Raw genomic sequence first — 25,053 nt, 5'->3', positions numbered from 1 at the left:
ACCCTAACCAGAAGTTTCTTATCCGAAGTCGTAGATTGCTTTGTTGACTCACTGCACTGCTCCTGCGGATGACAAGCGTCGCGACTGATGCATACGACTTCTAACAACGTTGCGAGCGGTTTGACTACCAGCCGCAGGCGCGAATCCGTAATAACTATTCAAACGCGAAACTGCAGGCTGTGACGCGACACCTTCAAGCCTCACGTTACCGCTTAACGGCTGGACGCTTACCCAAGCACAGTCGGTGTTCGCAAAGTTCGGCACCTTGGAAACCACTAATGCCGCGGGTGGTGCTGGTTGTACGAACCCAGGATCGCCGGGATTGATTTGGTAATCCGTGCCCGGCACGTTTTCGGGATACCGCGCCATGTCATCAACGTTATCGAGAATTCCATCAATAAATCCCACATTGAATGAAACCGAGGCGGATGGTGCAAAGCGCTGATACGCAAAACCGGAGATCCTCGCTGAACCTGCACCACCGGTGACACTGCGTTGATCGTAGAAAACACCATCAAGCTTCCCATCAGCTGCAAACATTACAATCACGTCGTTTAAAGACAGACCAGCGTCTACCGGAGGAATGTCCGTCGCCGGCAATTGATCCACTATTTCCTGAGCATTGAATGCAATAGGATTTGTACCAGTTCCGGAAACAGACAAGTCGATGATCGATTTCCCGATCAGATTCACTGGCGCCAGAGGAGCCTTGATCGGATTCGTTCGAAACTTAAATTTATGTGATTGATACGCTGCGATTCCCGCTGGGAATGTAGATAGGGTGCAGGCATATTGAAGCGCTGTCTGCCCTGGTGGCAGTGGATTCGGAATTGGATTTGGTGACTGGGTATTAAACAGGATTCCTGGAAGCGCAGGCTGCTGGGGCGAAAAATCCTGATAATCAAAACTAACGAGCACGCCAGCACCAGCTGGAATTTGCGGATGATAAGCGACCTGGTTTCCCCCCAGATTAGTCAGCCCGGTACCGGTAAGCGTCAGTTGTACCAATCCTGTAATGCGAAACTGATAGGACTCGCCTGCGACAGCAAAACGCGTCCCCAAATTTATCAACTGTTTCGCTGCAGTCGAATTCCCAACTCCAGTGTTCGGATTGGCAGCCGCAAATAGCAAACCCGCTGACGATTGCGGTACAAAAAAGGAAGGCACCACTGGATCAGTGTCAGATGTGGTATCGCTATCAACGAAGATTGGATATAGCACTGCGTCATCAAAATCACCTCGGTATTCGATAGGTGATTGCACGTAATACAAACGCGTCGAATAGTTTGCGACAGTAAAGTCAAGTGAATCAGCGGCTCCTGAACCAATTTCATGCCTCCGTCGCTCCACGACGACCCCAAACGGGCGTCCGGAGCGAATCGCTTGAGATCTCGCATTGATAAACGCACCTTTTACGAGCGAAGCACAACGACTGAGAGTGTTCTGCCGCATGCTGTCCTTCAACGTCGGCAATGCAATTGCGGTCAGCGCTGATGCGATAGTAATCGCAATCAACAACTCCACCAACGTGAACGCACCTCGGCGCGAATGAGCAGTACAAGTGCTCGCATGTGCCTTTCGACTGTGATGAGTGATCTTATGCATTAGAATCCCGCGTCAAGCGACGAAATATTATCAGCGTGCAGCCCGAGCGTTGGATCTAGAATTGCGCCAAGGCCACCATCCTGTTTTGCTTGTGCAATGCCATCGATTGAGAACTCATATAATCCCGTCCCAGCGGCAGACACCGAATTTACGTTGAAGAAAGGATCGGGAAACCGAACAACTGGCACACCGAAATAGACTGGCAAAAAACGGTTACCGCCAGAACCTGGATACTGGACGGCTGAAGAACTATATGAGTCATTCACCCCTTCATCCGCGGCCCCATCACCATCCGAATCGACAAAGCTCAGCCTAATTCCGAACTCTCCATCACGACCTGCACTAATCACCAAGGGTGGCAGGAAAATTGGATAGTAGGCTGCCTCAGAAATACCGGCCGGCAGCGGCGCGGGATGAGTTCCGGCGTTGTACCGTAGGTCAGCCGCCAAGAAATCAAACGGATCTGGATCGAACGGAAACTGGTCTGCGGGGGTCGCACCACCTGGGTCATAATTCTTGATTGCTGGATTCTTATATCCGATGGGGTTGCGAATGTATTCATAAGGGTTACCCCAAGCATCCAGGATTTCCGGAATCCCATCGTTATCAGTATCTTCAATCTGGCTCTGTGGAATTTTATCGATCGCGCGTTGACCAAACAAATCCGTGGTGGCCAAGATTAAATACAGGCATTCAGATGATTCGTATTGGCGCGTCCACCTACTTTGAGGACGTGGAGCAGGTGCAGACCAAGGTTGCGTTACGTCTTGCTTAAGGATGGCTTCAAATGCAGCCGCTCCAGCTTCGGCAATTGCACCGAACTCAGGATTCGTGGCGGGGCTGGTCGCACCATTTACGCCATTTGCGACGTTGTACTCTGCGTCAATGTCGCCTGATGTGTAGAGCCCTGCCAGTCTACGCATTCGGTTCCACTGTGGAGGTGGATTGACTTGGGCAACATTTGCAACCCAGCCTCCCGTACCAGCGGAGGTTTGATGATAGGAGCGAAATTGCAAACTCGCCGGTGGATAAAACAGGTCTGCCTGGCATTCGGGAAGGACCAATCTCGCCATATCGCGACGAGCATATAGGATCAACCGAGCTCGCTCATTTGCCATAAACGAAACCCGCTGTGCATTGGTAGTGATTCCCGCAGTGCCAGGCCCACCAAGCCCTTGTAACGTTACCTGGTTCGTTCGCACTAACTCAATCCCGCTCCTGCCATAAATTAAATTGACTGGAGCCAACGAGACTTCATTGACGCGCGATTGCAACAACTGCCCGATAGTCAATACATCGGCTTGCGTGCGTTTGATGCGGGCATCGGTCGTGGCCGATGCCAATGCCAAGGTCAACATGCCACCCAACGCCACCATGACCGTCAACACGACGAGCAGCTCGACCAACGTGAACCCCGATGCGCGACGAGATGTCACGCATGGCGATGTTCGCTTCGCTTGGTTTTCAGTGTGCATGGTGAATTGTGCTGACAAGGGAGATAAGTAGGCCAGATGCAACCTGGCAATCGATGAAACACGAGGCCATTTAACGAACTACGGCAATTGGTCCTCGAACGTTCCACTGATGAAATTTGCCATGTTGTCGCGGAACGGGTTATCGGACTTAGATAGAGCCGCAGACACTCCCGTCACGTCGAATCGGCTCACGCTAGGATGCAGCAAACCATTGGGAACCGGCAACGCAGGAACCGTACCGGCAGCGTTTGCTACAACCATGTTTCCATTTGATTGGAAGTAGACAGGAACAGCATCATTTGGGATCGCATTGCTATCGTTATCCGTCATGTCACCAAATAGTCCATCAAGCCCGGGTGCTAGCAGCTGATATGTTTGTGGGTTTTCAAACTGCCAGCCTGTGAGTGCGGCACTCGCGGATCCGTAGGTTGCAGGTGGTGTCGGAACAAACCCTGGGTTTGCAGAAAAGACAGGGCGAACACCATCAAATCCAAGTGCGCCATCAGAGGTCATTCGCACATACCCATTGAAGCCTGCAGGGCTGGGGACAGCTGCCGTTGCGTTGTATGCATATGTACGTGAATCGAAGTACACGATAGGACTCGCGCCTTCACGCAGCGAGTAATTGGGAAACGGGTCCATCAAATTGATGGTGTCATCGTCATCGTCACTGGAATATCGATTGGCGTAGGTTCGCGCTGCGGTACCGGCTGGAGTTGCGATCGAAAGGCGTTCCGGCTGGAATTCAATTTCAGGTGAATTCCGAGTCGGATTGTATTCAACGTTCATTGGATCAGTCCGATCGCCATTAGGATCGAGCAGTGCGAGTGGCCCCCCTGCGCCAGTAAATGGATACTGAGGGTCCGAACTGAATCCGCCCAACGACCAGACCAACACTTCGGCGCGATCCATTACAGCTGGACTGAACGAAGTCGTCGCTGTCAATCGATTCGCGTCGTCATCCGCCAGGTCGTCACAAAGGCGGTACAACAGTGTGAGCTCACTCGATGCGACGTCGGGGAAGATTTTAAGGTAGTGCCGTTTGACGATATTCCATTCTGAGAAGTCTGGTGGATAGTCGCCGTACTTGGTGTAGTAGTTATCGATCGCGCCTTCGATGTTCGTCAGCTCGGCTTTCATGGCGGAGCGGCGGACGGACTTCATCACGATGCCGATGGCGGGGATGGAGAGGCCGGCGATGGCGCCGATGATGGTGATCACGACTAGCAATTCCACTAGCGTGAAGCCGCTGGGGGAGGGTCGCTGGGCGATTCGTTTGTTGATTGGATTCATCGGTCAATTCCGCTCGTTTACTGGCGACGGCCTCAGGGGCCGGCGGTTGGCTGTTCGCGTTTTCGGCGTCTCGCGAGTTTGCTCACTCGCGAAACACTTCGGACGACTTGGTCGGATGAGGGTTTTAGGTTCGGACAGGCTGACAGGCCTGTCCCACGGTATCAGGTGTCGATTAGTTCGACAGACTGGTGATCAATGAGATCAACGGCATGAACAAACTGATCACGATAAAGCCCACGGTGACCCCTAGGAACACAATCATCAAAGGCTCGATCAACGCGGTCAGACCGTCGGTCATCGTTCGTACTTCTTCGTCATACTGGTCAGCAACCTTGTACAACATGGTGTCCAGCTCGCCGGTCTCTTCGCCGACGTCGACCATGTTGACGACCAGGTCGTTGACAATGCGTGTCTTGATTTTCATTGCGTAAAACAGTCCCGCACCGACCGCGCCCAAACCGATCGCATAGGCGGCGATGAAGGTCAATTGCTGGACCATCACCCCGTCATCCAATTTGGTTCCGCGACTGGTGACCGCGACCGACAACAGCAGCAATCCTGGGAAGGCACCAAACAGGGCAAAGAAGAACACGGCCATCGGGTGGAAACCCAACTGACTTTCCTCTCGCAACGGCTTACTGATCACTTCCCCTTCACGCACCGCCTCGTTGACTTTCGTGAACAATTTTTCGAACACCGCGTTGCCAGCGGTTTCGCGGGTGATATTCATCGCTTCCAGAATCGGCACACCGCTACTGACCAAGGTCCCGAGTGTTCGTGTGGTCCGTGCCAAAATGTTCTTTTCGATCAATCCGCCGAACACCGGCACCTTCAAAATGAACATGTCAAAACCGACTCGCCCGTGTCGGAACTTGCGAATCAGTTTGATGAACAACAGGAAAATGATCGGCATCACGATCAGCAACCACCAATAGCTGGCCAGGTAGTTACTCATCGCGATCAACAGCAGCGTCGGCGCGGGCAGTTTCAATTCGAACTCTTCGAACATCTCTTCAAACGTGGGCACGATGAAGATCATGATCCCGGCCAAGATCAAGATCGCGACAACCGCCACCACGATCGGATAGATCAACGCCCCTTTGACTTTTCGCTTGAGTGATTCCGAGCGCTCGAGGAACTCGGCCAGACGCTGCAGAATCGTCTCCAACGCACCACCGGCCTCACCGGCCTTGATCATGTTGACATACAAGCGACTGAAGATCTTGGGCGATTTCGACATCGCTTCACTGAGCGTCGAACCGCCTTCGATTTCATCACACACGTCCATCAACCCGAACTTCAGTTTGCCGGGTTTCTGGTTGCCTTCCAAAATTTTCAGTGAGCGTAGAATCGGCAACCCGGCGTCTTGCAAAATCGACAACTGACGCGTGAACGCGCAGATGTGTTTTGTTTTGGCGCCACCGATCGCAAAGCCTCGCTTTTTACCTTTCTTGCCGCCTTTGGCTGATGCCGCCTGCTTTTTGACGGAGATCTTCGTGACGAAGTATCCCATCTGGCGAATCGTGGTTTGCGCCTCTTCTTCGCTGGCAGCATCGATCTCGTCCCGGATCTCTTGCCCGGCCGCGTCCATCGCTTCGAATTGATAAGTAGGCATCTCGAGTAGCCCTCGGCGGTAGGTGTTCACACCGGGCGTTCGCTGGTTGCGAATCGGGTGCGATCACCGTCTAAAAAAGTGAACGAATGTGTGTGTTTCTGAATTACTCGGCAACCGTTTCGCGGACGACTTCGTCCAGCGTCGTGATGCCGTCATAGGCCATGGTCATCCCGGCGTCCCGCAGCGATGTCATCCCATTGCGTTGGGCTTCGTCGCGAAGTTCATCGGTGGAGGCATTCTCCATGATCATCTCGCGAATTTTGTCGTTTAGCAGCATCAGTTCGAACAGCGCGATCCGGCCTTTGTAACCGGTGTTATTGCACTGATCGCAGCCGGAACCCTTGAAGAACTTTTTCCCGGCCACGTCGTCCTTGGTCATGCCCAGTTCGTAGATCAAATCCAAGTTGGCTTTGGTTTCTTCGCGGCACTTGGTGCAGATCCGCCGCACCAGTCGCTGTGCCAAAATGGCTTCGACGGTGGCACAGGTCATGAACGCCGGGATGCCCATGTCTTGCAGTCGTGTGACAGTGGCCGGGGCACTGTTGGTGTGCAGCGTGCTGAACACCAAGTGACCGGTCAACGCGGCCTGGATCGCGATCTCGGCGGTTTCCAAGTCACGGATCTCGCCGACCAGAATGATGTCGGGGTCTTGCCGCAGGATCGCCCGCAAGCAACTGGCAAAGGTGACGCCGGCGTCAGAGTCGATCGGAATCTGGATGATGCCGTCGATGTCGTACTCCACCGGGTCTTCGGTGGTGATCAATTTGTCCTTGATGTCGTTCATTTCATACAGCGACGAATACAGCGTCGTCGTCTTGCCGCTACCGGTCGGCCCGGTAACCAAAATGATGCCGTTGGGGCGATCGATCGCTTTGCGGAACGTGGCCATGGTTTCATCGTCCATGCCGACGTTTTCCAGCGACAGGTTGACGACCGATCGGTCCAACACCCGCATGACAACGCTCTCGCCAAAGATCGTCGGCAAGACACTGACGCGAAGGTCGACCGGGTGGCCACCGACCATCAATTCGATCCGACCGTCTTGCGGCATTCGCCGTTCGGCGATGTCCAAATCGGCCATCACCTTGATTCGCGTGGTGATCGCAAACGCCAAGTGACGTGGCGGCGGCACCATTTCGTACAACACGCCTTCGGCCTTGATCCGAATGCGGAATTCGTCTTCAAACGGTTCCAAGTGAATGTCGCTGGCGTGGTCTTTAATCGCCAACAACAGCACCATGTTCAACAGTTTGCGAACCGGCGCCGAATCGGCCAACGCCTCGGCATCGGTGATGTTGAATTTTTCGCTGTCCAGCGCCGACACGGCGGCTTTTAGTTCTTCGTCCTCGGCCAGTTCGGCGACCAGTTTTTCGACGCTTTCGGATTCGCTGTCGTAGTAGCGTCCGATGGTTTGGTTGATGTCGTGCTCGGTCGCCACCAGGACTTCGATGTTGTAACCCAGGAATGTTCGCAGCTCGTCTTGAACGCTCAGGTTTTGTGGGTCACAGGTGGCGACGGTCAACGTGTTGCCTTCGAATCGAATCGGAATCACACGATACAACTGCGCCATCGTCTCCGAGATCTTCTCCAACAACTCCGGCGCCAGCTGGATATCTTCCAGCGAGATCGTTTGCATGCCCATCTGCTCGGCCAACGCCTGGACCAACTGATCTTCGGTGATCAGCTGCATGTCCTCGGCGACCTTGCCGAACATCGCACCGGGCTGTTGTTCCAGTTCCTCCAGAACAACCTCGCGCTGTTCGTCGGTCAGGAAGCCAAGGTCGACCAGGATTTGTCCGATGCGACGTGATGCCATGGAAGTGTGAGTTAGATGAGGAGGAGGCGGATAAGTTGAACGTAGTGGATCGCTCCGTCGATCCAACTCTGGATTGGGGGAGAGCTGGATCGGCGGAGCGATCCACTACGCTAAGTCGAGGCGGATTCGTTTTCGTCCAGTGGTGCCCCGGAATCGTCCAGCCCACGACGTGACTGAACAATGCGTTTGGCCAAATCGTCAGGCCGGTGTGCTTTGGCCAAAACGTCTTCGATCGAGACCTTTTCGGCTTTCCAGTGATTGAACAGCGCGTCGTCCATCAGCTGCATGCCGAACTTGGCACCGGTCTGCATGGCACTGCTAATTCGGAAGGTCTTGTTTTCGCGAATCAAGTTGGCCACGCCGGGCGTGACCACCAACACTTCGTACGCCGCGACTCGACCGCCACCGATTTTCGGTAACAGAGTTTGCGCGACCACACCGATCAGCGTGCTGGCAAGCTGGGTCCGGATCTGGTCCTGCAGGTTGCCCGGGAACGCGTCAATAATCCGGTTGACCGTTCCTTGAGCACTGTTGGTGTGCAGGGTGCCAAACACGACGTGCCCGGTTTCCGCCGCACTGATCGCCGCTTCGATGGTTTCCAAATCCCGCAACTCGCCGACCAGGATCACGTCCGGGTCCTGCCGCAGAGCACGTCGAATGGCCTCGGAGAAACTTGGCACGTCCACGCCGACTTCGCGTTGGTTGATCGTGCTCATCTTGTGGTCGTGATAAAACTCGATCGGGTCCTCGATCGTGATGATGTGGTGGTCGATCGTTTCGTTCAGCAAGTTAATTAGACTGGCCAACGTCGTCGATTTACCCGACCCCGTCGGTCCGGTGACCAAGAACAACCCACGCGGGCGATGAACAAGTTTCACCACCACTTCGGGAAGCCCCAGTTGCTCGGGCGTCAATTTGTCGTTGGGAATCTGCCGCAGCACCATCGAAATGAAGCCACGTTGCTTGAACACCGAGACCCGGAAACGAGCCTGTTCGCCAAACGCAAAACCAAAGTCGGTACTACCGTTCTCCTGCAATTCCCGCTGGCAGCGTTCCGGCGTGATCGATTTCATCAACGCAACCGCGTCTTCGCCCTCGAGCGTCTTGGTCTCCAACTTGCGCATGCGACCATGCAGGCGGAATACCGGCGGTTGGCCGACGACGATGTGAATATCGCTTACGCCTTGCTTGATGGCTGCTTGCAGCAATTTGTCGATCAGTACGGTTGCCATCGGAGATTCACCTCAATGTGAAATCGTTCGGGCTTGGCGAGCCCATTGTCAGTGTTTTGAAGTTGCTGGGTGTTGGCTTCACTCTCCCGCAGCGAGAGTCGGGCTCTCAGGCCCGGAGAGGGTTTGGGAAACCTCCCCGGGCTTACAGCCCGACCCTCCTTGGATAGGAGGGTGAAATCCGTCAATCATTGAATCGGCTTCCCCTGAGCCCGGTTTGCCGCGTACAGCATGGCCGGGAATTCCTGGGAGTGCTGTCATTATGGACTGCAAGCTGCAGAACTTCAAAAAACTTCGCCTTTGAAGCGGAACTTTCCTCAACCTGCCCCCCGGACGAACGTGAGAGGCCTGGAAGCCGCCGCTAGCTGGGGCGGGCTGCGAGTGCAGCGGCCACAGCTGATTTTGACAGCATTTCAGTGGTTGGCCAGGGTCTGTCCCCGGCGTCGCGTGGTGACCGCAATGCAACCGCAGCGAAACGCTTGGCGCAAGCATTTCGCGGCAATTTTTCGGCACCGCCAGGCGGCCTACAGCGAGTCCATGTCCTTGACCAAGTGGCTGAGCGCCAGCGGCTCTTGCTCGGTCTGCTTGGCCACCCGATAGACCTCTTCAAAGGTCGTGATTCCGCGGATGACCTTCAGCATGCCATCGGCGTAAAGTGTTGACATACCACTATTTATCGCTTCGACACGGATCTCATTGGTGTTCGCTCCCTTGAACATCAATTCACGCAGTCTGCTGTTGATCACCATCAGCTCGTAAATGCCGATCCGCCCGCGATAACCCGAGCGCGCACAGTAGGGACAACCCTTGCCGCGAGAGAACTCAGCCTGGGCCACCATTTCGGGTGGCAGCATCGAGTCGGCGATGATGCTCTCGCTGGGTTGATAGCGAACCTTGCAGCGCGGGCAAATCGTCCGCACCAACCGCTGGGCCAGCACCGCAATCACCGAACTGGCCACCATATAGCCGGGTACACCAATGTCCACCATTCGGCTAATAGAACTGGGCGCATCGTTCGTGTGTAGAGTACTGAAAACCAGGTGTCCAGTCAGTGAGGCCTGGATTCCCATCGATGCGGTCTCGTGATCTCGCATCTCCCCGACCAAGATGATGTTGGGTGCCTGACGCAACATCGAGCGGATGATGCGGGAGAAGTCGAGGCCGATCGAGTGGCGAACTTCGACCTGGTTGATGCCCGGCAGGTAGTACTCGACGGGGTCCTCGGCGGTGATGACCTTGCGGTCCGGGCGGTTCAGCGCGTTGAGCGAGGCGTACAGGGTCGTCGTCTTTCCGGATCCGGTCGGTCCGGTGACCAGGATGATCCCGTTGGGGCGTCGGATCAGCGAGTTGAAGGTCCGGTAGTCACGCTGGTTGAGCCCCAGCTGACGCACCCCCACTTTGATGTTGTCTTTGTCCAACAGCCGCATCACACAGGACTGGCCGTGGTTGGTGGGGATGATACTCACCCGCAAATCGAGCTGTTTGTCACCCACCGTGATTTTGATCCGTCCGTCGGTTGGCCGCCGCTTTTCGGAAATGTCGATTTTGGACAGAATTTTGATCCGCGCGATCAAGGCGGCCAGCATCCGTCGTGGGGCGCTTTCGCGTTCCACACAGACGCCATCGATGCGATAGCGAATCCGCACCCGATCCTCAAACGGTTCGACATGGATGTCACTGGCCCGCAACTGGACGGCTTCCTGGATCATCAGGTTGACCAGACGAATGACCGGCGCGCTACTGTCGTCGGTGTCCTCGTGGCCTTCGGCACTGTCGCCAGACTCGGTCTCGGTGAAGTCGATGGCCGTGTCGGTGAATTCTTGCAGCATCGAGTCAGCCGATTCCCCTTCGACCTGACCGTAGTACTGGTTGATCGCCCCCTGAATGGCCTCTTTCGGCGCCAAAGCGGTCTCGATTTTGCGATTGAGAATGAACCGAAGTTTTTCGATCGTCTCCAAATCGAACGGGTCAGCGATCAAAATCCGCAGCGCCCCGTCTTCTTCACTGAACGGCAAGACCATGTTTTCCCGGGCGACCGACTCAGGCACCAACTCGATGACTTCGTCGGCAATCCGTTCTTCGCGAAGGTCGACGTAGGGGATTTTATGGAATTCGGCCATCGCCATCGCGACTTCTTCCGGAGTCGCATATTCCATCTGCACCAGAATCTCGCCGACATCTTTGGACGTGTCCTTGGAAACCTGCTCGGCTTCCGAAAGCTGGTCCAAGCTGATAACGCCCTTGCGGAGCAGCAAATCGGTGAATTCTTGCATGGCTTGGCTCATGAACACGCCTTTGATGACGGGGGGACTCGAACGATTGACTAGGGAGCGGGGGATGAATCCGATTCATTTATCTATCCGGCTCATCCAACAGGATACCATCCGTTAACCGATTTCGGTCATCGACAAGCAAAACTTCCAGCGTCTTGCGAGAATTCAGCCGTCACAGACGCAGGTGTGGAGGATTCACCGGACCGGCTGGAGGTTGGTGTGGAGAATTTACCCGACCCGCAAAATGAATCGGACTGAGCGCCCCCGTAGCGGATCCCGCCGAGGGTTCCGACCGCCGGCGAGTGCACAAGAGATCTGAACCGTGGCCGGTCCAGCTACGATCAGAGCGCCCCGTAGCGGATCCCGCCAGGGTTCCGACTGGCCGAAGATCACAGGAGATCTGAACCGTGGCCGGTCCAGCTACGATCAAAGCGCCCCGTAGCGGATCCCGCCAGGGTTCCGACCGCTCACGAGATCATAGGAGATCTGAACCGTGGCCGGTCCAGCTACGATCGGAGCGTCCCCGTAGCGGATCCCGCCAGGGTTCCGACCGCCGGCGAGATCACAGAAGATCTGAACCGTGGCCGGTCCAGCTACGATCGGAGCGCCCCCGTATCGGATCCCGCCAGAGTTCCGACCGGCCGAAGATCACAGGAGATCTGAACCGTGGCCGGTCCAGCTACGATCAGAGCGTCCCGTAGCGGATCCCGCCAGGGTTCCGACCGCTCGCGAGATCACAGGAGATCTGAACCGTGGCCGGTCCAGCTACGATCAGAGCGCCCCCGTAGCGGATCCCGCCAGGGTTCCGACTGGCCGAAGATCACAGGAGATCTGAACCGTGGCCGGTCCAGCTACGATCAGAGCGCCCCGTAGCGGATCCCGCCAGGGTTCCGACCGCCCGCGAGTGCACAGGAGATCCGAACCGTGGCCGGTCCAGCTACGATCAGAGCGCCCCCGTAGCGGATCCCGCCGAGGGTTCCGACCGCTCGCGAGATCACAAGAGATCTGAACCGTGGCCGGTCCAGCTACGATCAAAGCGCCCCGTAGCGGATCCCGCCAGGGTTCCGACTGCTCGCGAGTGCACAGGAGATCTGAACCGTGGACGGTCCAGCTACGATCAGAGCGCCTCCGTAGCGGATCCCGCCGAGGGTTCCGACTGGCCGCGAGTGCACAGGAGATCTGAACCGTGGCCGGTCCAGCTACGATCGGAGCGTCCCCGTAGCGGATCCCGCCAGGGTTCCGACCGCCCGTGAGATCACAGGAGATCTGAACCGTGGCCGGTCCAGCTACGATCGGAGCGCCCCGTAGCGGATCCCGCCGAGGGTTCCGACCGCCCGCGAGATCACAGGAAATCTGAACCGTGGCCGGTCCAGCTACGATCGGAGCGCCCCGTAGCGGATCCCGCCAGGGTTCCGACCGGCCCGGGTCGGATGAATCCTCCACACCAACGGTGACTGGCGATAGGATTGGGTGCTGGATTATGCTTGATTGCTTTCTTTCTGATGTTGAGATCTGCCGCTTGTCCCCCTCCGCTCCGTCTTCGACCGCCAACATTTCGATTCGCGGTTGCCGAGTCCACAATCTACAAAATGTCGACTTGGATCTGCCGCGCGGCAAACTGATCGCCTTTTGTGGGCTTTCCGGCAGCGGCAAGAGTTCGCTGGCGCTCGACACGCTGTATGCCGAAGGCCAGCGATGTTACATCGAGAGCTTCTCGGCCTACACAAGACAATTTCTGCAGCGTTTGGACAAACCCGATTGCGACTCGATCGACGGCATCCCACCGGCGGTCGCGGTCACGCGTGCCGGCGGATCGAAAACAAACCGCAGCACCGTCGGCACGACGACGGAGATCGCGGACCACTTGCGATTGCTGTTTTCCAAATGCGCCACGCTGCTGTGCACGCAATGTGGACAACCGGTGGTTGCCGACGACCCCGCCGTGATCGCGGATGAACTGGCGCTGATCCAAAAGCGGGCGATGATCGGATTCCCAGTCTGGTTGCCCGATCGCGCCGCGGGCAGCGAAATCTTGATGGGGCTGCAACAGGAAGGCTACCTGCGACTGGTGGTCGGCGAACAATCGTTTCACCTGTCCGATGCCGACCGCGCTGCGCTGGCCAAGAAAATCGGTCGCAAGGGAATCGAGTGCGTGGTGATCGTCGACCGCATCGGACCGTCAACGGAATTGTCTCGGCTAACCGAGTCGCTGGAGACGGCGATGGGCGAGGGGCATGGCAAAGCCGTTGTGCTGACCGAGATCGATCCGGCGGCGACGGGCGAATCGTCCGCCGACAACCAACAGCAGGCCGACCTGCACCAGGGGCATCGCGTGCAGATCGACGGCGGTAGCTGGCTGCGGCGATTGATCAGCGACCAGCGCCGCTGCGACCGCTGTGACCTGGATTTCCCCGACCCGGTGCCGCGACTGTTCAATTTCAACAATCCGCTGGGCGCCTGTGAAACCTGCGAAGGCTTTGGTGAACTGGTCGACGTCGACATGGATTTGGTGGTGCCCGACAAAACCCTGACATTGGCCCAAGGCGCCATCGCACCTTGGAACACGCCGTCGTATGCGCACGAATTGGAGGAGTTGTTAGCGTTGGCGGCGGACTACGACCTGCCGACCGACGTGCCGTTTTCCAAACTGAAAAAGAAACACCTGCGGTTGATTCAGCGCGGCGTGCCGGAACGTGACTTCGGCGGACTCGATGGTTTTTTCGCGTGGCTGGAACGCAAGAAGTACAAGATGCACATCCGCGTCTTTACGTCACGCTATCGAAGCTATCGCACCTGTGATGCCTGCCAGGGCAAACGGTTCAAACCGACCGCGCTGGCCTATCAAATCGCGGGTCACTCGATCGCAGACGTTTTGCAGATGCCGGCACGGCAAGTGGCACAGTTTTTCCGTGACGCACCGCTGGATCAACGAACTCGCCAGATTGCCAACGAACCACTGCGCCAAGTCGACGACCGAATCGGTTACCTGCAGTCGGTCGGACTGGGCTATCTGCAACTCAACCGCCCACTCAGAACCCTGTCCGGTGGCGAGACCCAGCGGGTGGCCTTGACCGGCGCGCTCGGCGGCAGCCTGGTCAACATGCTGTATGTGTTGGACGAACCCACGGCGGGACTGCATCCAACCGACGTGGCACAATTGGCTCAGTCGATCCGCTCGTTGCGCGACCGCGGAAACACCGTGATCGTTGTCGAACACAACGAAACGATGATCGAGACGGCGGACCGAGTCGTGGAGATCGGACCGGGGGCAGGTGCCGGGGGCGGCGAAATTGTGTTCCAAGGCACGCCCAAGCAAATGCTAAAAAACGCCGAAAGTTTGACCGGGCAATACCTGTCGGGGCGTCGCGGGCAAACGCTGCGGCACCACCAACCCCGCTCGCCGCAGGGCAAGATCACACTCAGCGGTGCCACCGGCAACAATTTACAGAACGTCGATGTCGACATTCCGCTGGGCGTGCTATGCGTGGTGACCGGGATCTCGGGCAGCGGAAAAAGCTCGCTGGTTCAGGACACGCTGTTCGAAGCGATCAAGGCACAGAAACTGGGCCAAGCCGCCAGCCCGCTTCCCTATCGATCGCTAACCGGTCTGGGGCAAATCCAAGACTGTGCGTTGGTGGACCAGTCACCGATCAGTCGTTCGCCGCGCAGTTGCCCGGTGACCTATATCAAAGCGTTTGACGCCATTCGCAAGGTGTTCGCAGAAAGTGTGGAGGCGCGGGCGCGCGGTTTGACGGCCAGCCACTTCACGTTCAATAGTGACAAAGGCCAATGCCCGGAATGCGAAGGCGCGGGGGTGTTGCAGATCGACATGCAGTTCCTGGCGGACGTTTCGATGCAGTGTCCGCAGTGCCGGGGATCACGGTACCGGGACGATATTTTGAAAGTCCGCTACCGCGATCGAAACATGGCCGAAGTGCTGGCTATGAGCGCCAATGCTGCCTACGATTTTTTCCGCGGGTCGACCAAAGTCCAAGCCAGACTGAAACGAATGATCGATGTCGGACTGGGCTACATCGCGCTGGGCCAATCCGCGACGACGCTTTCCAGCGGTGAAGGCCAGCGTCTGAAACTGGCCGCTTTCTTGGCAGGGGCCAAACGCAAACGCACGCTGTTCGTGATGGATGAACCCACCACGGGATTGCACTTTGACGACCTGATTCGATTGGTCGACTGCTTTGACGCCTTGATCGCCGATGGCCACTCGCTGTTGGTCGTCGAACACAATCCACTGCTAATGCTGTCCGCCGACCACCTGATCGATCTCGGTCCCGGTGCCGGTGCCGAAGGCGGAAACATCGTCGCGATCGGCACCCCCAAACAACTCGCTGAGACAGCGGAGAGTAAAACGGGGCAGGTGCTGGCGGCGGAAATGGGTCGGGGAGAGTGAAGAGTGATTGGTTGGGAAAGAGGGTGACAGAAAAATAAGTGGCAGAAAAATAAGTGGCAGAAAAATTTCAGTGCTGAGATCGGAGTGTATGGAAGGTGATGCGATGTGGGGCGACGTTGACCCAATTCGATCGAGAAAGTCGATGAAGCAATCAGCGGACGTAACCCACACCTATTTTTCTGCCCCCTATTTTTCTGTCACTCATACTCCTACCCATCTACGCGTCTGATTTTCCGAACCGACTGCGGAGGGCGTCTAAAAGGACGGCTAGGATGATGACGGCGCCGGTGATCAATTGTTTGGTCGCGTCTTCGACGCCCAGTTGAGCGAGTCCGGATTGCAGGACGGCGATGATCAACACGCCGATAAACGATGCGATCACGCTGCCGCGACCGCCCATCAAACTGGTGCCACCGATCACACAGGCCGCGATGGCTGCGAGTTCCAATCCGATCGCCGCATTGGGATCGGCTGTGGAGAGTCGACTGGTTTGCGCAAGCGCCGCCATCCCGACCAGCACGCCACTAATGACAAACGCGGCCACGGTGATCGGCGCCGTACGGATTCCACTCATCCGCACCGCTTCGGCGTTGGTACCGATGGCCACCAGATAACGTCCAAACACCGTTTTCGTCAGCAAAAATTGGCCGACGATGACGCTGCCAACAGCGACTAGGAATGCGGGTGAGAGCGAAATCGACTGCAACGGTTCCCCGAATCCTTCGATCGAACGACCGATGTACAACGATTGGGAATCGGTCAGGACCTTTGATCCGCCGCGAGCCATTTCCAACATCCCCAGTGTGACGATGAACGAGGGGATCGAAAACCAAACCGAGACCATGCCGTTGAACAATCCGCACAATCCGGTCGCCAAAAGACAGACCGGCAGGGCCGCCAACAATCCCCATTCATAGTGGACCATCAACACGCCCAGGACCGCCGAACCGAGCGCGAGCACCGAACCGACCGACAGATCGATTCCGCCAACGATCAACACCATCGTCATCCCGACCGACACAAAGATCAGATCGGGATTGGAATTGGCGATCGTGACCAGCGTCTGCATCTGGAAAAAGTTTTCACTGCTCAATGAAAACACGGCGATCAATAGCAACAGCACTCCCAGGAGTCCGGCGTACTGTAAAACAGATTGCGTCAATTGGTGTTTCATGTTCTCGCCGCGTCGCTGCGGTGGGCTTCAAAGCTGGCTTGCAAAATGGCGTCTTCGGACCAACCGGACCGATCAAACGTACGGACCAATCGCCCGGCTGATAAAACGGCGATGCGGTCACAGGTTTCAAACAGTTCTTCAAGATCGCTGCTGACGATCACAATGCCTTTGCCCTGGGACGCCAGCGCATCGATCATTTCATAAATCCGGCGCCGCGCTGCGACGTCGATCCCACGTGTGGGTTCGTCGAACAAAAACACATCTGCGCCACGGGTCAACCATTTTGCGACCACCACCTTTTGTTGGTTGCCGCCGCTGAGTGTGCCGACGATTTGCTCGATGCCGGTACAGCGAGTGTCCATCTGCTCGCACATCGACTGCGCGGCCGTTCGCTCTCGCTGTTGCAAGACGACTCCGCAGCGGGAAAAGAATGGTGCGAGTGAATTGATCGCGGTGTTGCTGCGAATCGATTGGTCCAATAGCAATCCGTTTTGCTTGCGGTCCTCGGTCACCATCGCCAGTCCACCGACGACTGCATCAGCCGGGTGCGAAAACCGTGTTGCGTCGCGGTTGCCAACGGTGACGCTGCCGGAATCGGCTGGATCAGCACCGAAAATGGCTCGCAGTAGTTCGGTGCGGCCGGATCCGACCAATCCCGTGATCCCAAACGTCTCACCCGCTCGGACCGCAAACGAGACATCTTGGACGATGCCACAGGTCAACGAATCGACGGACAATACCGGCGCGTCGGCTGGGCCGAGGCATCTGGCGCTGGCGGTTTTTGTGGCCATGCCGGTCCCACCACCACTCATTAGATCCACCATGTCGTCGGTCGAAATTTCCCGAGTCGGTTGGGTGCAAACCCATTTGCCGTCGCGCAGCACCGTGGTTCGGTCGGCAATCCGTTTGACTTCGTCCAAGCGGTGCGAAATGTAGATCATGCCGACGCCCTGTTCTCGCAATCGAAACAGTTGCTCGAACAGCCGCTCGGTTTCACTACCGCTAAGTGCTGCGGTCGGTTCGTCCAAAATCAAGACACGGCACTGGCGATCCAATGCCGTTGCGATTTCGACCATCTGTTGCCGGCCAACACCTAACCGGCCGACCTGGGTATGCGTCTGGATATCCGACAATCCCAATCGATCGAGTGCCGCTCGGGCGCGGCGGTGCAAGTCCCCGTGCTGGACGATCCCGAAGCGCGACGGCAATCGAGTCAGCAATAGGTTTTCGGCGACATTCAAGGTCGGAATCAGGTTCAATTCCTGTTGCACGATCTGGACGCCCGCCGTTTCGGCAGACGGTTTATCGGCAGGCGCGTAGGGTTCGCCGCCAAGTTGCATCTGTCCGCCGCTGACATCGGTCAGGCCGGCGACCATCTTGCAAAGGGTGCTTTTGCCGGCGCCATTGGCACCCAACAGCGCATGAATTTCACCGGCTTTCAGATCAAACGCCACATCGCGCAGCACCGTGACGCTGCCGTAGCGTTTGGTCATCCCGGTGACCGCTAACAATTCACTCACAGGGTTTCAGCGGTCACAAGGTCGACAGGCGTTTCGACGTCGTCGGCCGCAGCCGATTGATCATTGACCAGTTGCAGCGCCGTTTCGATTCCGAACACCGCTAGCTTGCCACCATATTGATCCGCAGTCGCCAATACTTTGCCGTCGCGGATGGCTGATTGGACGGCAGAGATATTGTCGAAACCGACGATCAACACGTCATCGGCGCGCCCGGCAGACTTGACCGCGGCAATGGCCCCCAGCGCCATTGAATCGTTGGCCGCCAGGATGGCTTTGATTTCCGGATGTTCGCTCAACATCGATGCGGCGATCGTATTGGCTTGACTCATTTCCCATTGGGCACTCTGGCTGGACACCACCTCCACACCGGCTTGCTTCATCGCCGCCAAAAAACCTGCGTGACGTTGTTGGGCATTGAACGAAGTCCGAATGCCTTCCAACACCGCCACTTTGTCGCCTTTCTGTAGCCGAGTCGCCAGGAAGTCGCCGACCTTCTGGGCGCCGGCCCGGTTGTCGGGACCGACAAATGGGATCTGAACCGATTCGGATTCCATCACGTCACGATCCAGTCGATTGTCGATGTTGACGACCACCACCCCCTTTTCCTTGGCCTTTCGCAGTGCCGGCACCAGGGCTTTGGAATCGGCCGGGGCGATCACAATGGCACTCACCCCGGCGGCAACCATCTCGTCGACCAACGCAACTTGACGACTCAAATCACGCTCGTCCTTGATCCCATTGACCACCAGATCGTATTGATCGGCATGCTCGCTTTGATGCGTCTTGGCGCCGTCGGCCATCGTAGAAAAAAATTCGTTCGCCAACGATTTCATAATCAGAGCGACTTTGGGACGCGCCGGGGAAGCGTCTTGATCGCCACCGGTCGGCGCGGTCGACGACTTGGACGAACAGCCAACGAACAAAACTAACAGAGCAATTGAAAACCAGGCGCTGCGCATGGTGAGCCTATCGTGGAGGGAACGGAAGCGGGAGGAACGGGCAGGGACCGGACGCAAGTGGCCACGGAAAGGGGGTCAGTCGAATTGGCCCCTCCAGGCCGGAGGCCGACACATGAATTGCCGGTGGCGTCAGTCCAATGCCATCTACTTTGGCACCAAAGGGGTTGGTTAACGAACCCGCCAAGCCCCGGAGGGGGCGACACAGTTGTCCATCTGTGTCGCCCCTCCGGGGCTTGCGATCTCATTGTCACTCTTTCCGGTGGCTGACGCCACCGGCAGAGGTTGTGTCGGCCTCCGGCCTATCGCTTGAGGTCACCCATGGGCTCACGCCCATGGCGGTATCGATTTGGGAGCGAGTCGGCAGGCTGGGTTGGGCCCCTAAACTGGAGGTTGCTAGGGCGCCGGCGACATTGGCCCAGCGAATCGATTGCACCAGGTCGCCAGTCTCCGCCCAGCGCACCGCCAGCGCGCCGGCAAAGGCATCACCGGCCGCCGTGGTGTCGACGCATTTGATGGGAATGGATTCGATCAATTCGCTGGTGCTGCCATTATAGAGCAGCGTGCCGCGTGCACCGAGGGTGATCGCGACCGCACGGGGTCCCAAGGCATGAAGTTTTTTGGCAACCACGACGGCGTCATCGATTGTTTCCAATGTTCCGCCGACGATCGTGGTGGCTTCCGTTTCATTGGGGCAAATCAAATCCACATCAAACAGCTCACGCGGCAAAACCTCGCTGGCTGGTGCCGGGTCCAGCATCACTTTTACACCCGCTTGTCGAGCGATTCGAATCCCAGCAATCACGGCCTCCGTCGGCGTTTCCAATTGAGCCATCAGCACCGCGCTGGTTTGGATCAATTCGTTCGATTCAAGGACATCTTGGGCGGTGACCCGTGCATTGGCGCCGGGAACAATGATGATGGAGTTCTCTCCGCTGTCTTCGACACCGACCAGGGCCAGCCCGGATTCGCAGTTTGCCGACACCAGCAACCGCCGACAATCAACTGATTCGTCGATTAATGTCTGCATCAATTTGGGAGCAAAACCGTCATCGCCGACGCGCCCAATCATCCGTACGTTGCCACCGCTGCGAACCGCCGCAACCGCTTGGTTGGCCCCCTTTCCGCCGGGGACTTCGATCATCGAACGCGCCATCACCGTTTGCCCCGGCGCCGGCAAACGCTGGCAACGAATCACCAGGTCCATGTTGACCGAACCAAGCACCGTGACGATCGGTTGGCCGGGAGGGATTGCGGGATCGGATGGCATCGGTTTAACAGGGTTGGGGAAGACGAACGATTGGTGCGAAAGTGACTACCACGGCGTTGTGCGCGAGAGAATCAATTTCAGTGCCGACACGGCATGTCTTGAAGTTGCGCTTTTATGGTAACCCGACGCGTCAGCGCAACTTCAAAACGCGTGAGCGAGGGATTTAGGGTGTTGGGGGGATCCCTCGCTCACGCGTCGCGCTTACCAAAATCCAGTGCCTGACGCGAACACACTGGCTTCAAAACTCACTGGTCGGGCGCGGTGCGGCAACCGAAGCTCGCTCCAACAACGACGCGGGGACTTGATGACAGACTGGACCGCGCCCAGGGCCGGTGGACAGCGTTTTGTCTTTGGCGCGTTTTTGCTTCAGTCGCTCCAGCAAGACTTCCGCCGCGACTCGACCAAGTTGCTCGATGTTCTGCGCCGCAGCCGTCAACGGTGTTTTCATCAGTTCGGCAAAGGGATGATCGTCAATCGACACCACCGACATTTGCATGGGGATGGCATAGCCCAAATCCGAGAGGGCTCGCAGGACCCCGGCGGCCAGCGGTGCGCACATCGCAAACAAGGCCGTGATTTCGGGATGGCGCCCGAGCAATTCCCGTGTGGATTGGTAACCTGTTTCATTGGTGTAGGAATCACCGGCAATCGATGAAGCGTCCAATTCCAAACCGTTGGCCAGCATCGCTTGCCGAATGCCTTGCAATCGATGCCGCGTCGGCAAACTTTCCCGCACTCCCGACACGACTCCGAAATGGCGATGACCATGATCAATCAGCACTTGGGTGGCAATCCGGCCGGCCGCCACATTGTCACTGGTGACACTGGATAATTGGATGTCTTCGAACACCCGGTCGGCGACCACCACCGGCAAACCCGATTGATCCAGTTGGACCAGGTGCTGCGATTCCAATCCCACTGGACAAACCAACAGGGCTTCGACCTGTCGCGCCTGTAACTGAGCCACCAAACGTTTTTCGATGGTGGTTTCTTCGCGGCTATCACCCAGCAGAACGGAATAGCCGGCCGCTTCGACGCCCAGCGAGACCTCGCGAGCGATGGCCGAGAAAAAGGGGTTGGAAATGTCCGGCACGATCACGCCCACCAATCCACTGCGTTTTAGCCGCAGCGATCGAGCGACCTGGCTGGGTTGAAACCCCAATTCCGCCGCGACCCGCTGGACCGCTTCCTCGGTGGCTTTGCTGATGCGATACTCGCGGGCTTGGCCGTTGAGCGCGCGTGAGGCCGTCGAAATGCTAACGCCAGCCGCTTCGGCGACGATTCGCAACGTGATCGGCCCGCTCTTGAGTGGCTCCGGTGACGGCATCAAATTCAACTTCCTAGCGTGATCCTGGAACGAGTGTCGCGACCGTTTTCCACGTGCACAAACGTTTGTGCGGAGTCTACCATCGTTGCCTCCCTTGGCAAGGCTTTCCCGGTCGCCGATACATTGTGGCTGACGGCACACGCTTGCACGCGCGCGGCCAACTCGCGTTAGCATACCCGATTCAGTGCACCGATCTGTTCACCACCGACACTCTCACCCGGAACCTACCAGCGATATGGAAATCTGGCCCGCAATCGACCTTCGACATGGAAAACCCGTCCGTCTGCGCCAAGGCGATTACAACCAGAAAACGGTGTTCGGCGACGACCCGGTGGAATTTGCAAAACGATGGCAAGCCGCCGGCGCCAAACGGTTGCATTTAGTGGATTTGGATGCGGCCAAAGGCGATGATCCGACGGCCAATCGCGAAGCCGTTGCCAGGATCGTCGCCGAGACAGGTCTGCCTTGTCAAATGGGTGGCGGCGTTCGTGACGAAGCGGCGATTGAGTCCCTGTTGGGGCTGGGATTGAACCGTTTGGTCGTGGGTTCGGCGGCGCTCAAGCAACCCGATTGGTTTGCATCGATGTGTGACGCCTATCCCAAACAACTTGCTGCAGGGATTGATGCCCGCGACGGGATGGTCGCCACCGACGGTTGGTTGGAAACCAGTTCGACGCCGGCGATCGAATTAGCACAAGATCTACGCGGCCGGACAGAGAACATCGCAGCGATTATCTATACCGATATCGCGCGTGATGGCATGATGAGCGGACCTAATTTTGAAGGACTCGCCCAGATGGCGGCGGCGACCGATATCCCGTTGGTTGCCAGCGGCGGTGTGACAACCTACGACGACGTTCGCAAATTGGTGCAGATGCAAATGCCGGCGGCAATTGTCGGTCGCTCCATTTATGATGGCGTGATGCAATTGGAAGAAGTCATTGAGATCGCCGGAGACAAATAAGATGCCGTTGCCACGTTTTTCATCGCTGACGCTGCTATTGTTGCTGGGATCAATGTTGTGTCCGTCGGTGGTCGTTTTGAGCGATGTTTCCGCCCAAAGTCCCACTTCGAGTTTCAAACAACTACCGCCACCAGGAATAAAAATCGATGCACAGCAACGCCTGGCGCTGACCCAACGTGTGGATGAAATCAGCGCGGCGATTGAAAACGCCGCCACCCATTCCCCCGATTCGGCAGCCTGGCGAAGTGACATCGATGTCTTGGTCCGCGCGGTTCGATTGGCGCTTCACCAGAACCTGTTTTACAAGCAGTCCGAGATCGATCACGCCGGTCGATTGTTGGACGAAGCCCGGCGCCGTCTGGACGCAGTCGGCGCGGGGACGCGAGGGTTGGAGTTGCTGGGTTTTGATCCGGCCAAAAATTCCGAGCCGCAACCGCTGGTCGGCGGATTTGTGTCCCGCATCGACGATTCGGTCCAGCCGTTTGGCATTGTGGTTCCAGCCGGATTCACGCTCGCTACCGTCCAGGACCCACATCGCATGGATGTCTGGCTGCACGGTCGCGGCGACACCAAGACGGAGATCCCATTTTTAAGCGAGCGAATGAGCAAAGTCGGCTTGTACGCTCCCGACGAAACGTTCGTGCTGCACCCATTTGGACGGCACTGCAACGCGTTCAAGTTTGCTGGGGAAACCGATGTTTATGAAGCGATGGAGCAAGCGCAGCGTTTGTTTGCCATCGACCAGACTCGCGTCTCGATCCGTGGCTTTTCGATGGGAGGAGCCGGTTGTTGGCACTTGGCGGTCCACGATCCGAGCCATTGGTTGGCTGCCAATCCTGGAGCCGGGTTTGTTGACACATTGAAATACCAGGGATGGACCGAACAGACGCCGTTTGAGATCACGCCGGAGGCCAAGAAATTGCTGCGTTGGTACGACGTGTTGCCCTGGACCAAAAACCTTGGACTGACCAAAACGATTGCTTACAGCGGCGAGGTCGATAAACAAAAACAGGCGGCGGATCGCGTCGTCGAGCGAGCCCAATCAATGGGAATTGAGTTTCCCTATGTGATTGGCAAAGACATGGGACACAAAGTCGACGAGTCGTCGAAGCAGACGATCGACGCCCAAATCGCGGCATGGGCGGATGAGCGCGAATCCGGTCCGAAGCAAGACATCGATTTCGTCACCTACACACTGCGATACAACGTCGCCGATTGGATTCGCATCACCGGACTGCAACAACACTGGAATGCGTCAACGGTCAAAGCCCGTTTGGATGACAATGCAAAGTCACTGGCGATCGAAACCGACGGCATCACCCACCTGGAGCTTGATTTTTCCGATATTGGTTGGCCCGGACGCAAAGGCCCGGTGACGATCACGATCGATGGCGAGACGTCTGAGGTGCAAGATTCGGGAAACCTGCGGGGATTCCAGTGCCGATTGGTGCAGACCGCTGCAGGACAATGGGCGGTCGATGAAGCGGATGATGCCGGGGTGCCGCGTAAGCGACCCGGATTGCAGGGGCCGATCGACGACGCGTTCTGCGATCGCTTTGTCATCGTGCTGCCGAGTCGACCTGCGCGACATGGCCGCGTGCAGCGATGGATCGATCGTGAAACGCAGTACGCGCGTCAGCGCTGGACACGACTGATGCGAGGCGATGTGACGGTGGTGATGGACCGAGATCTGACCGACGACCAGATTGAAACCTGCAACCTGATCTGTTTCGGCGATTTCTCCAGCAATCGTTTTCTATTCGACATTGCCGGTCGACTGCCGATTCAGTGGACGCGAGAAACATTGCAAGTCGGCGACCAGAAATTTGATCCGGTTCGACATGCGCCCGTTTTTTGTTACCCGAACCCGCTGAATCCCCAGCGTTACATCGTCGTGAACAGTGGAATGACCTTTCGCGATTTTTCCAACGTCAGCAATTCCCGCCAAATTGCGATGCTGCCCGATTGGGCAGTCTTGGATGTGACCAGCGAAGACGACTCGATCTATGCCGGCGAGATCGCCGCGCAAGGATTTTTCGACGAGCAATGGAAACTGCCAAACGCGGAATAAGCCTGTTGCGGCGTTGGTGTGGAGGATTTATCCGACTGATTGTTGTGCCGGTTTTGA

General features: G+C 57.1%; 15 protein-coding genes. 3 read left to right on the top strand and 12 right to left on the bottom strand.

Annotation, left to right across the window (positions count from 1 at the left end; all coding sequences use genetic code 11):
- Positions 1–48: 48 nt before the first annotated feature.
- The 7 genes from NHH03_RS17940 to NHH03_RS17910 form a co-directional block, all read right to left on the bottom strand.
- Positions 49–1,605, bottom strand: a complete 1,557-nt coding sequence (locus NHH03_RS17940) for a pilus assembly FimT family protein (RefSeq protein WP_253158369.1) — start codon at positions 1,603–1,605, stop codon at positions 49–51.
- Complete coding sequence (locus NHH03_RS17935) at positions 1,605–3,080, bottom strand: prepilin-type N-terminal cleavage/methylation domain-containing protein (protein WP_261364341.1); 1,476 nt, start codon at positions 3,078–3,080, stop codon at positions 1,605–1,607. Before NHH03_RS17935 ends, NHH03_RS17940 begins: the two co-directional genes overlap by 1 nt.
- Before the next feature lie 78 nt (positions 3,081–3,158).
- The gene (locus tag NHH03_RS17930) at positions 3,159–4,373 is read right to left on the bottom strand and encodes a type II secretion system protein (protein ID WP_253158367.1); all 1,215 of its coding nucleotides are present in this window, start codon (positions 4,371–4,373) and stop codon (positions 3,159–3,161) included.
- A 172-nt stretch (positions 4,374–4,545) separates the two neighbouring features.
- A complete protein-coding gene (locus NHH03_RS17925) occupies positions 4,546–5,988 on the bottom strand; it encodes a type II secretion system F family protein (RefSeq protein WP_253158366.1) in 1,443 nt (480 codons plus the stop codon).
- Positions 5,989–6,091: 103 nt separating this feature from the next.
- A complete protein-coding gene (locus tag NHH03_RS17920; protein ID WP_253158365.1) occupies positions 6,092–7,804 on the bottom strand; it encodes a GspE/PulE family protein in 1,713 nt (570 codons plus the stop codon).
- A gap of 110 nt (positions 7,805–7,914) precedes the next feature.
- Positions 7,915–9,036: a type IV pilus twitching motility protein PilT gene (locus NHH03_RS17915; protein WP_253158364.1), complete on the bottom strand. Its 1,122-nt coding sequence runs from the start codon at positions 9,034–9,036 to the stop codon at positions 7,915–7,917.
- A 521-nt stretch (positions 9,037–9,557) separates the two neighbouring features.
- Positions 9,558–11,318 (bottom strand): GspE/PulE family protein, encoded by a 1,761-nt coding sequence (locus tag NHH03_RS17910; RefSeq protein ID WP_253158363.1) that lies wholly within the window; start codon positions 11,316–11,318, stop codon positions 9,558–9,560.
- 1,468 nt (positions 11,319–12,786) lie between these two features.
- Here NHH03_RS17910 and uvrA point away from each other — a divergent pair.
- A complete protein-coding gene (gene uvrA / locus NHH03_RS17905; RefSeq protein ID WP_390895589.1) occupies positions 12,787–15,714 on the top strand; it encodes an excinuclease ABC subunit UvrA in 2,928 nt (975 codons plus the stop codon).
- 217 nt (positions 15,715–15,931) lie between these two features.
- Here uvrA and NHH03_RS17900 read toward each other — a convergent pair whose 3' ends face one another.
- The 5 genes from NHH03_RS17900 to NHH03_RS17880 all read right to left on the bottom strand — a co-directional run bounded on the left by NHH03_RS17900 (position 15,932) and on the right by NHH03_RS17880 (position 21,961).
- Positions 15,932–16,876 carry an ABC transporter permease gene (locus NHH03_RS17900; protein ID WP_253158361.1) on the bottom strand — a complete coding sequence of 315 codons (945 nt, stop codon included), beginning with the start codon at positions 16,874–16,876 and terminating at the stop codon, positions 15,932–15,934.
- An 8-nt stretch (positions 16,877–16,884) separates the two neighbouring features.
- On the bottom strand, positions 16,885–18,408 hold the full coding sequence (locus tag NHH03_RS17895) for a sugar ABC transporter ATP-binding protein (RefSeq protein WP_253158360.1): 1,524 nt from the start codon (positions 18,406–18,408) through the stop codon (positions 16,885–16,887).
- Positions 18,405–19,367 carry a sugar ABC transporter substrate-binding protein gene (locus tag NHH03_RS17890; protein WP_253158359.1) on the bottom strand — a complete coding sequence of 321 codons (963 nt, stop codon included), beginning with the start codon at positions 19,365–19,367 and terminating at the stop codon, positions 18,405–18,407. The genes NHH03_RS17895 and NHH03_RS17890 overlap by 4 nt, the downstream gene beginning before the upstream one ends.
- A 247-nt stretch (positions 19,368–19,614) precedes the next feature.
- Positions 19,615–20,634, bottom strand: coding sequence for a ribokinase (rbsK, locus tag NHH03_RS17885; protein WP_253158358.1), 1,020 nt, complete (start codon positions 20,632–20,634; stop codon positions 19,615–19,617).
- Between the two features lie 238 nt (positions 20,635–20,872).
- On the bottom strand, positions 20,873–21,961 hold the full coding sequence (locus NHH03_RS17880) for a LacI family DNA-binding transcriptional regulator (RefSeq protein ID WP_253158357.1): 1,089 nt from the start codon (positions 21,959–21,961) through the stop codon (positions 20,873–20,875).
- A 235-nt stretch (positions 21,962–22,196) separates the two neighbouring features.
- On the opposite strand from NHH03_RS17880, the gene hisA reads away from it, so the two are divergent.
- Both hisA and NHH03_RS17870 read left to right on the top strand, forming a co-directional pair.
- A complete protein-coding gene (gene hisA, locus NHH03_RS17875) occupies positions 22,197–22,925 on the top strand; it encodes a 1-(5-phosphoribosyl)-5-[(5-phosphoribosylamino)methylideneamino]imidazole-4-carboxamide isomerase (RefSeq protein ID WP_253158356.1) in 729 nt (242 codons plus the stop codon).
- Between the two features lies 1 nt (position 22,926).
- Positions 22,927–24,996 carry a prolyl oligopeptidase family serine peptidase gene (locus NHH03_RS17870; protein WP_253158355.1) on the top strand — a complete coding sequence of 690 codons (2,070 nt, stop codon included), beginning with the start codon at positions 22,927–22,929 and terminating at the stop codon, positions 24,994–24,996.
- Positions 24,997–25,053 lie beyond the last annotated feature (57 nt).

The sequence above is a fragment of the Stieleria tagensis genome (assembly GCF_024129865.1).
Classification (GTDB): Bacteria; Planctomycetota; Planctomycetia; order Pirellulales; family Pirellulaceae; genus Stieleria; species Stieleria tagensis.
This window is presented reverse-complemented; position numbering and strand designations above follow the sequence as displayed.

Excerpts from the sequence above, each read along its gene's own strand:
- NHH03_RS17940 (WP_253158369.1), bottom strand. The coding sequence starts at position 1,605 with ATGCATAAGATCACTCATCACAGTCGAAAGGCACATGCGAGCACTTGT.
- NHH03_RS17935 (WP_261364341.1), bottom strand. The coding sequence starts at position 3,080 with ATGCACACTGAAAACCAAGCGAAGCGAACATCGCCATGCGTGACATCT.
- NHH03_RS17930 (WP_253158367.1), bottom strand. The coding sequence starts at position 4,373 with ATGAATCCAATCAACAAACGAATCGCCCAGCGACCCTCCCCCAGCGGC.
- NHH03_RS17925 (WP_253158366.1), bottom strand. The coding sequence starts at position 5,988 with ATGCCTACTTATCAATTCGAAGCGATGGACGCGGCCGGGCAAGAGATC.
- NHH03_RS17920 (WP_253158365.1), bottom strand. The coding sequence starts at position 7,804 with ATGGCATCACGTCGCATCGGACAAATCCTGGTCGACCTTGGCTTCCTG.
- NHH03_RS17915 (WP_253158364.1), bottom strand. The coding sequence starts at position 9,036 with ATGGCAACCGTACTGATCGACAAATTGCTGCAAGCAGCCATCAAGCAA.
- NHH03_RS17910 (WP_253158363.1), bottom strand. The coding sequence starts at position 11,318 with ATGAGCCAAGCCATGCAAGAATTCACCGATTTGCTGCTCCGCAAGGGC.
- uvrA (WP_390895589.1), top strand. The coding sequence starts at position 12,787 with ATGCTTGATTGCTTTCTTTCTGATGTTGAGATCTGCCGCTTGTCCCCC.
- NHH03_RS17890 (WP_253158359.1), bottom strand. The coding sequence starts at position 19,367 with ATGCGCAGCGCCTGGTTTTCAATTGCTCTGTTAGTTTTGTTCGTTGGC.
- rbsK (WP_253158358.1), bottom strand. The coding sequence starts at position 20,634 with ATGCCATCCGATCCCGCAATCCCTCCCGGCCAACCGATCGTCACGGTG.
- NHH03_RS17880 (WP_253158357.1), bottom strand. The coding sequence starts at position 21,961 with ATGCCGTCACCGGAGCCACTCAAGAGCGGGCCGATCACGTTGCGAATC.
- hisA (WP_253158356.1), top strand. The coding sequence starts at position 22,197 with ATGGAAATCTGGCCCGCAATCGACCTTCGACATGGAAAACCCGTCCGT.
- NHH03_RS17870 (WP_253158355.1), top strand. The coding sequence starts at position 22,927 with ATGCCGTTGCCACGTTTTTCATCGCTGACGCTGCTATTGTTGCTGGGA.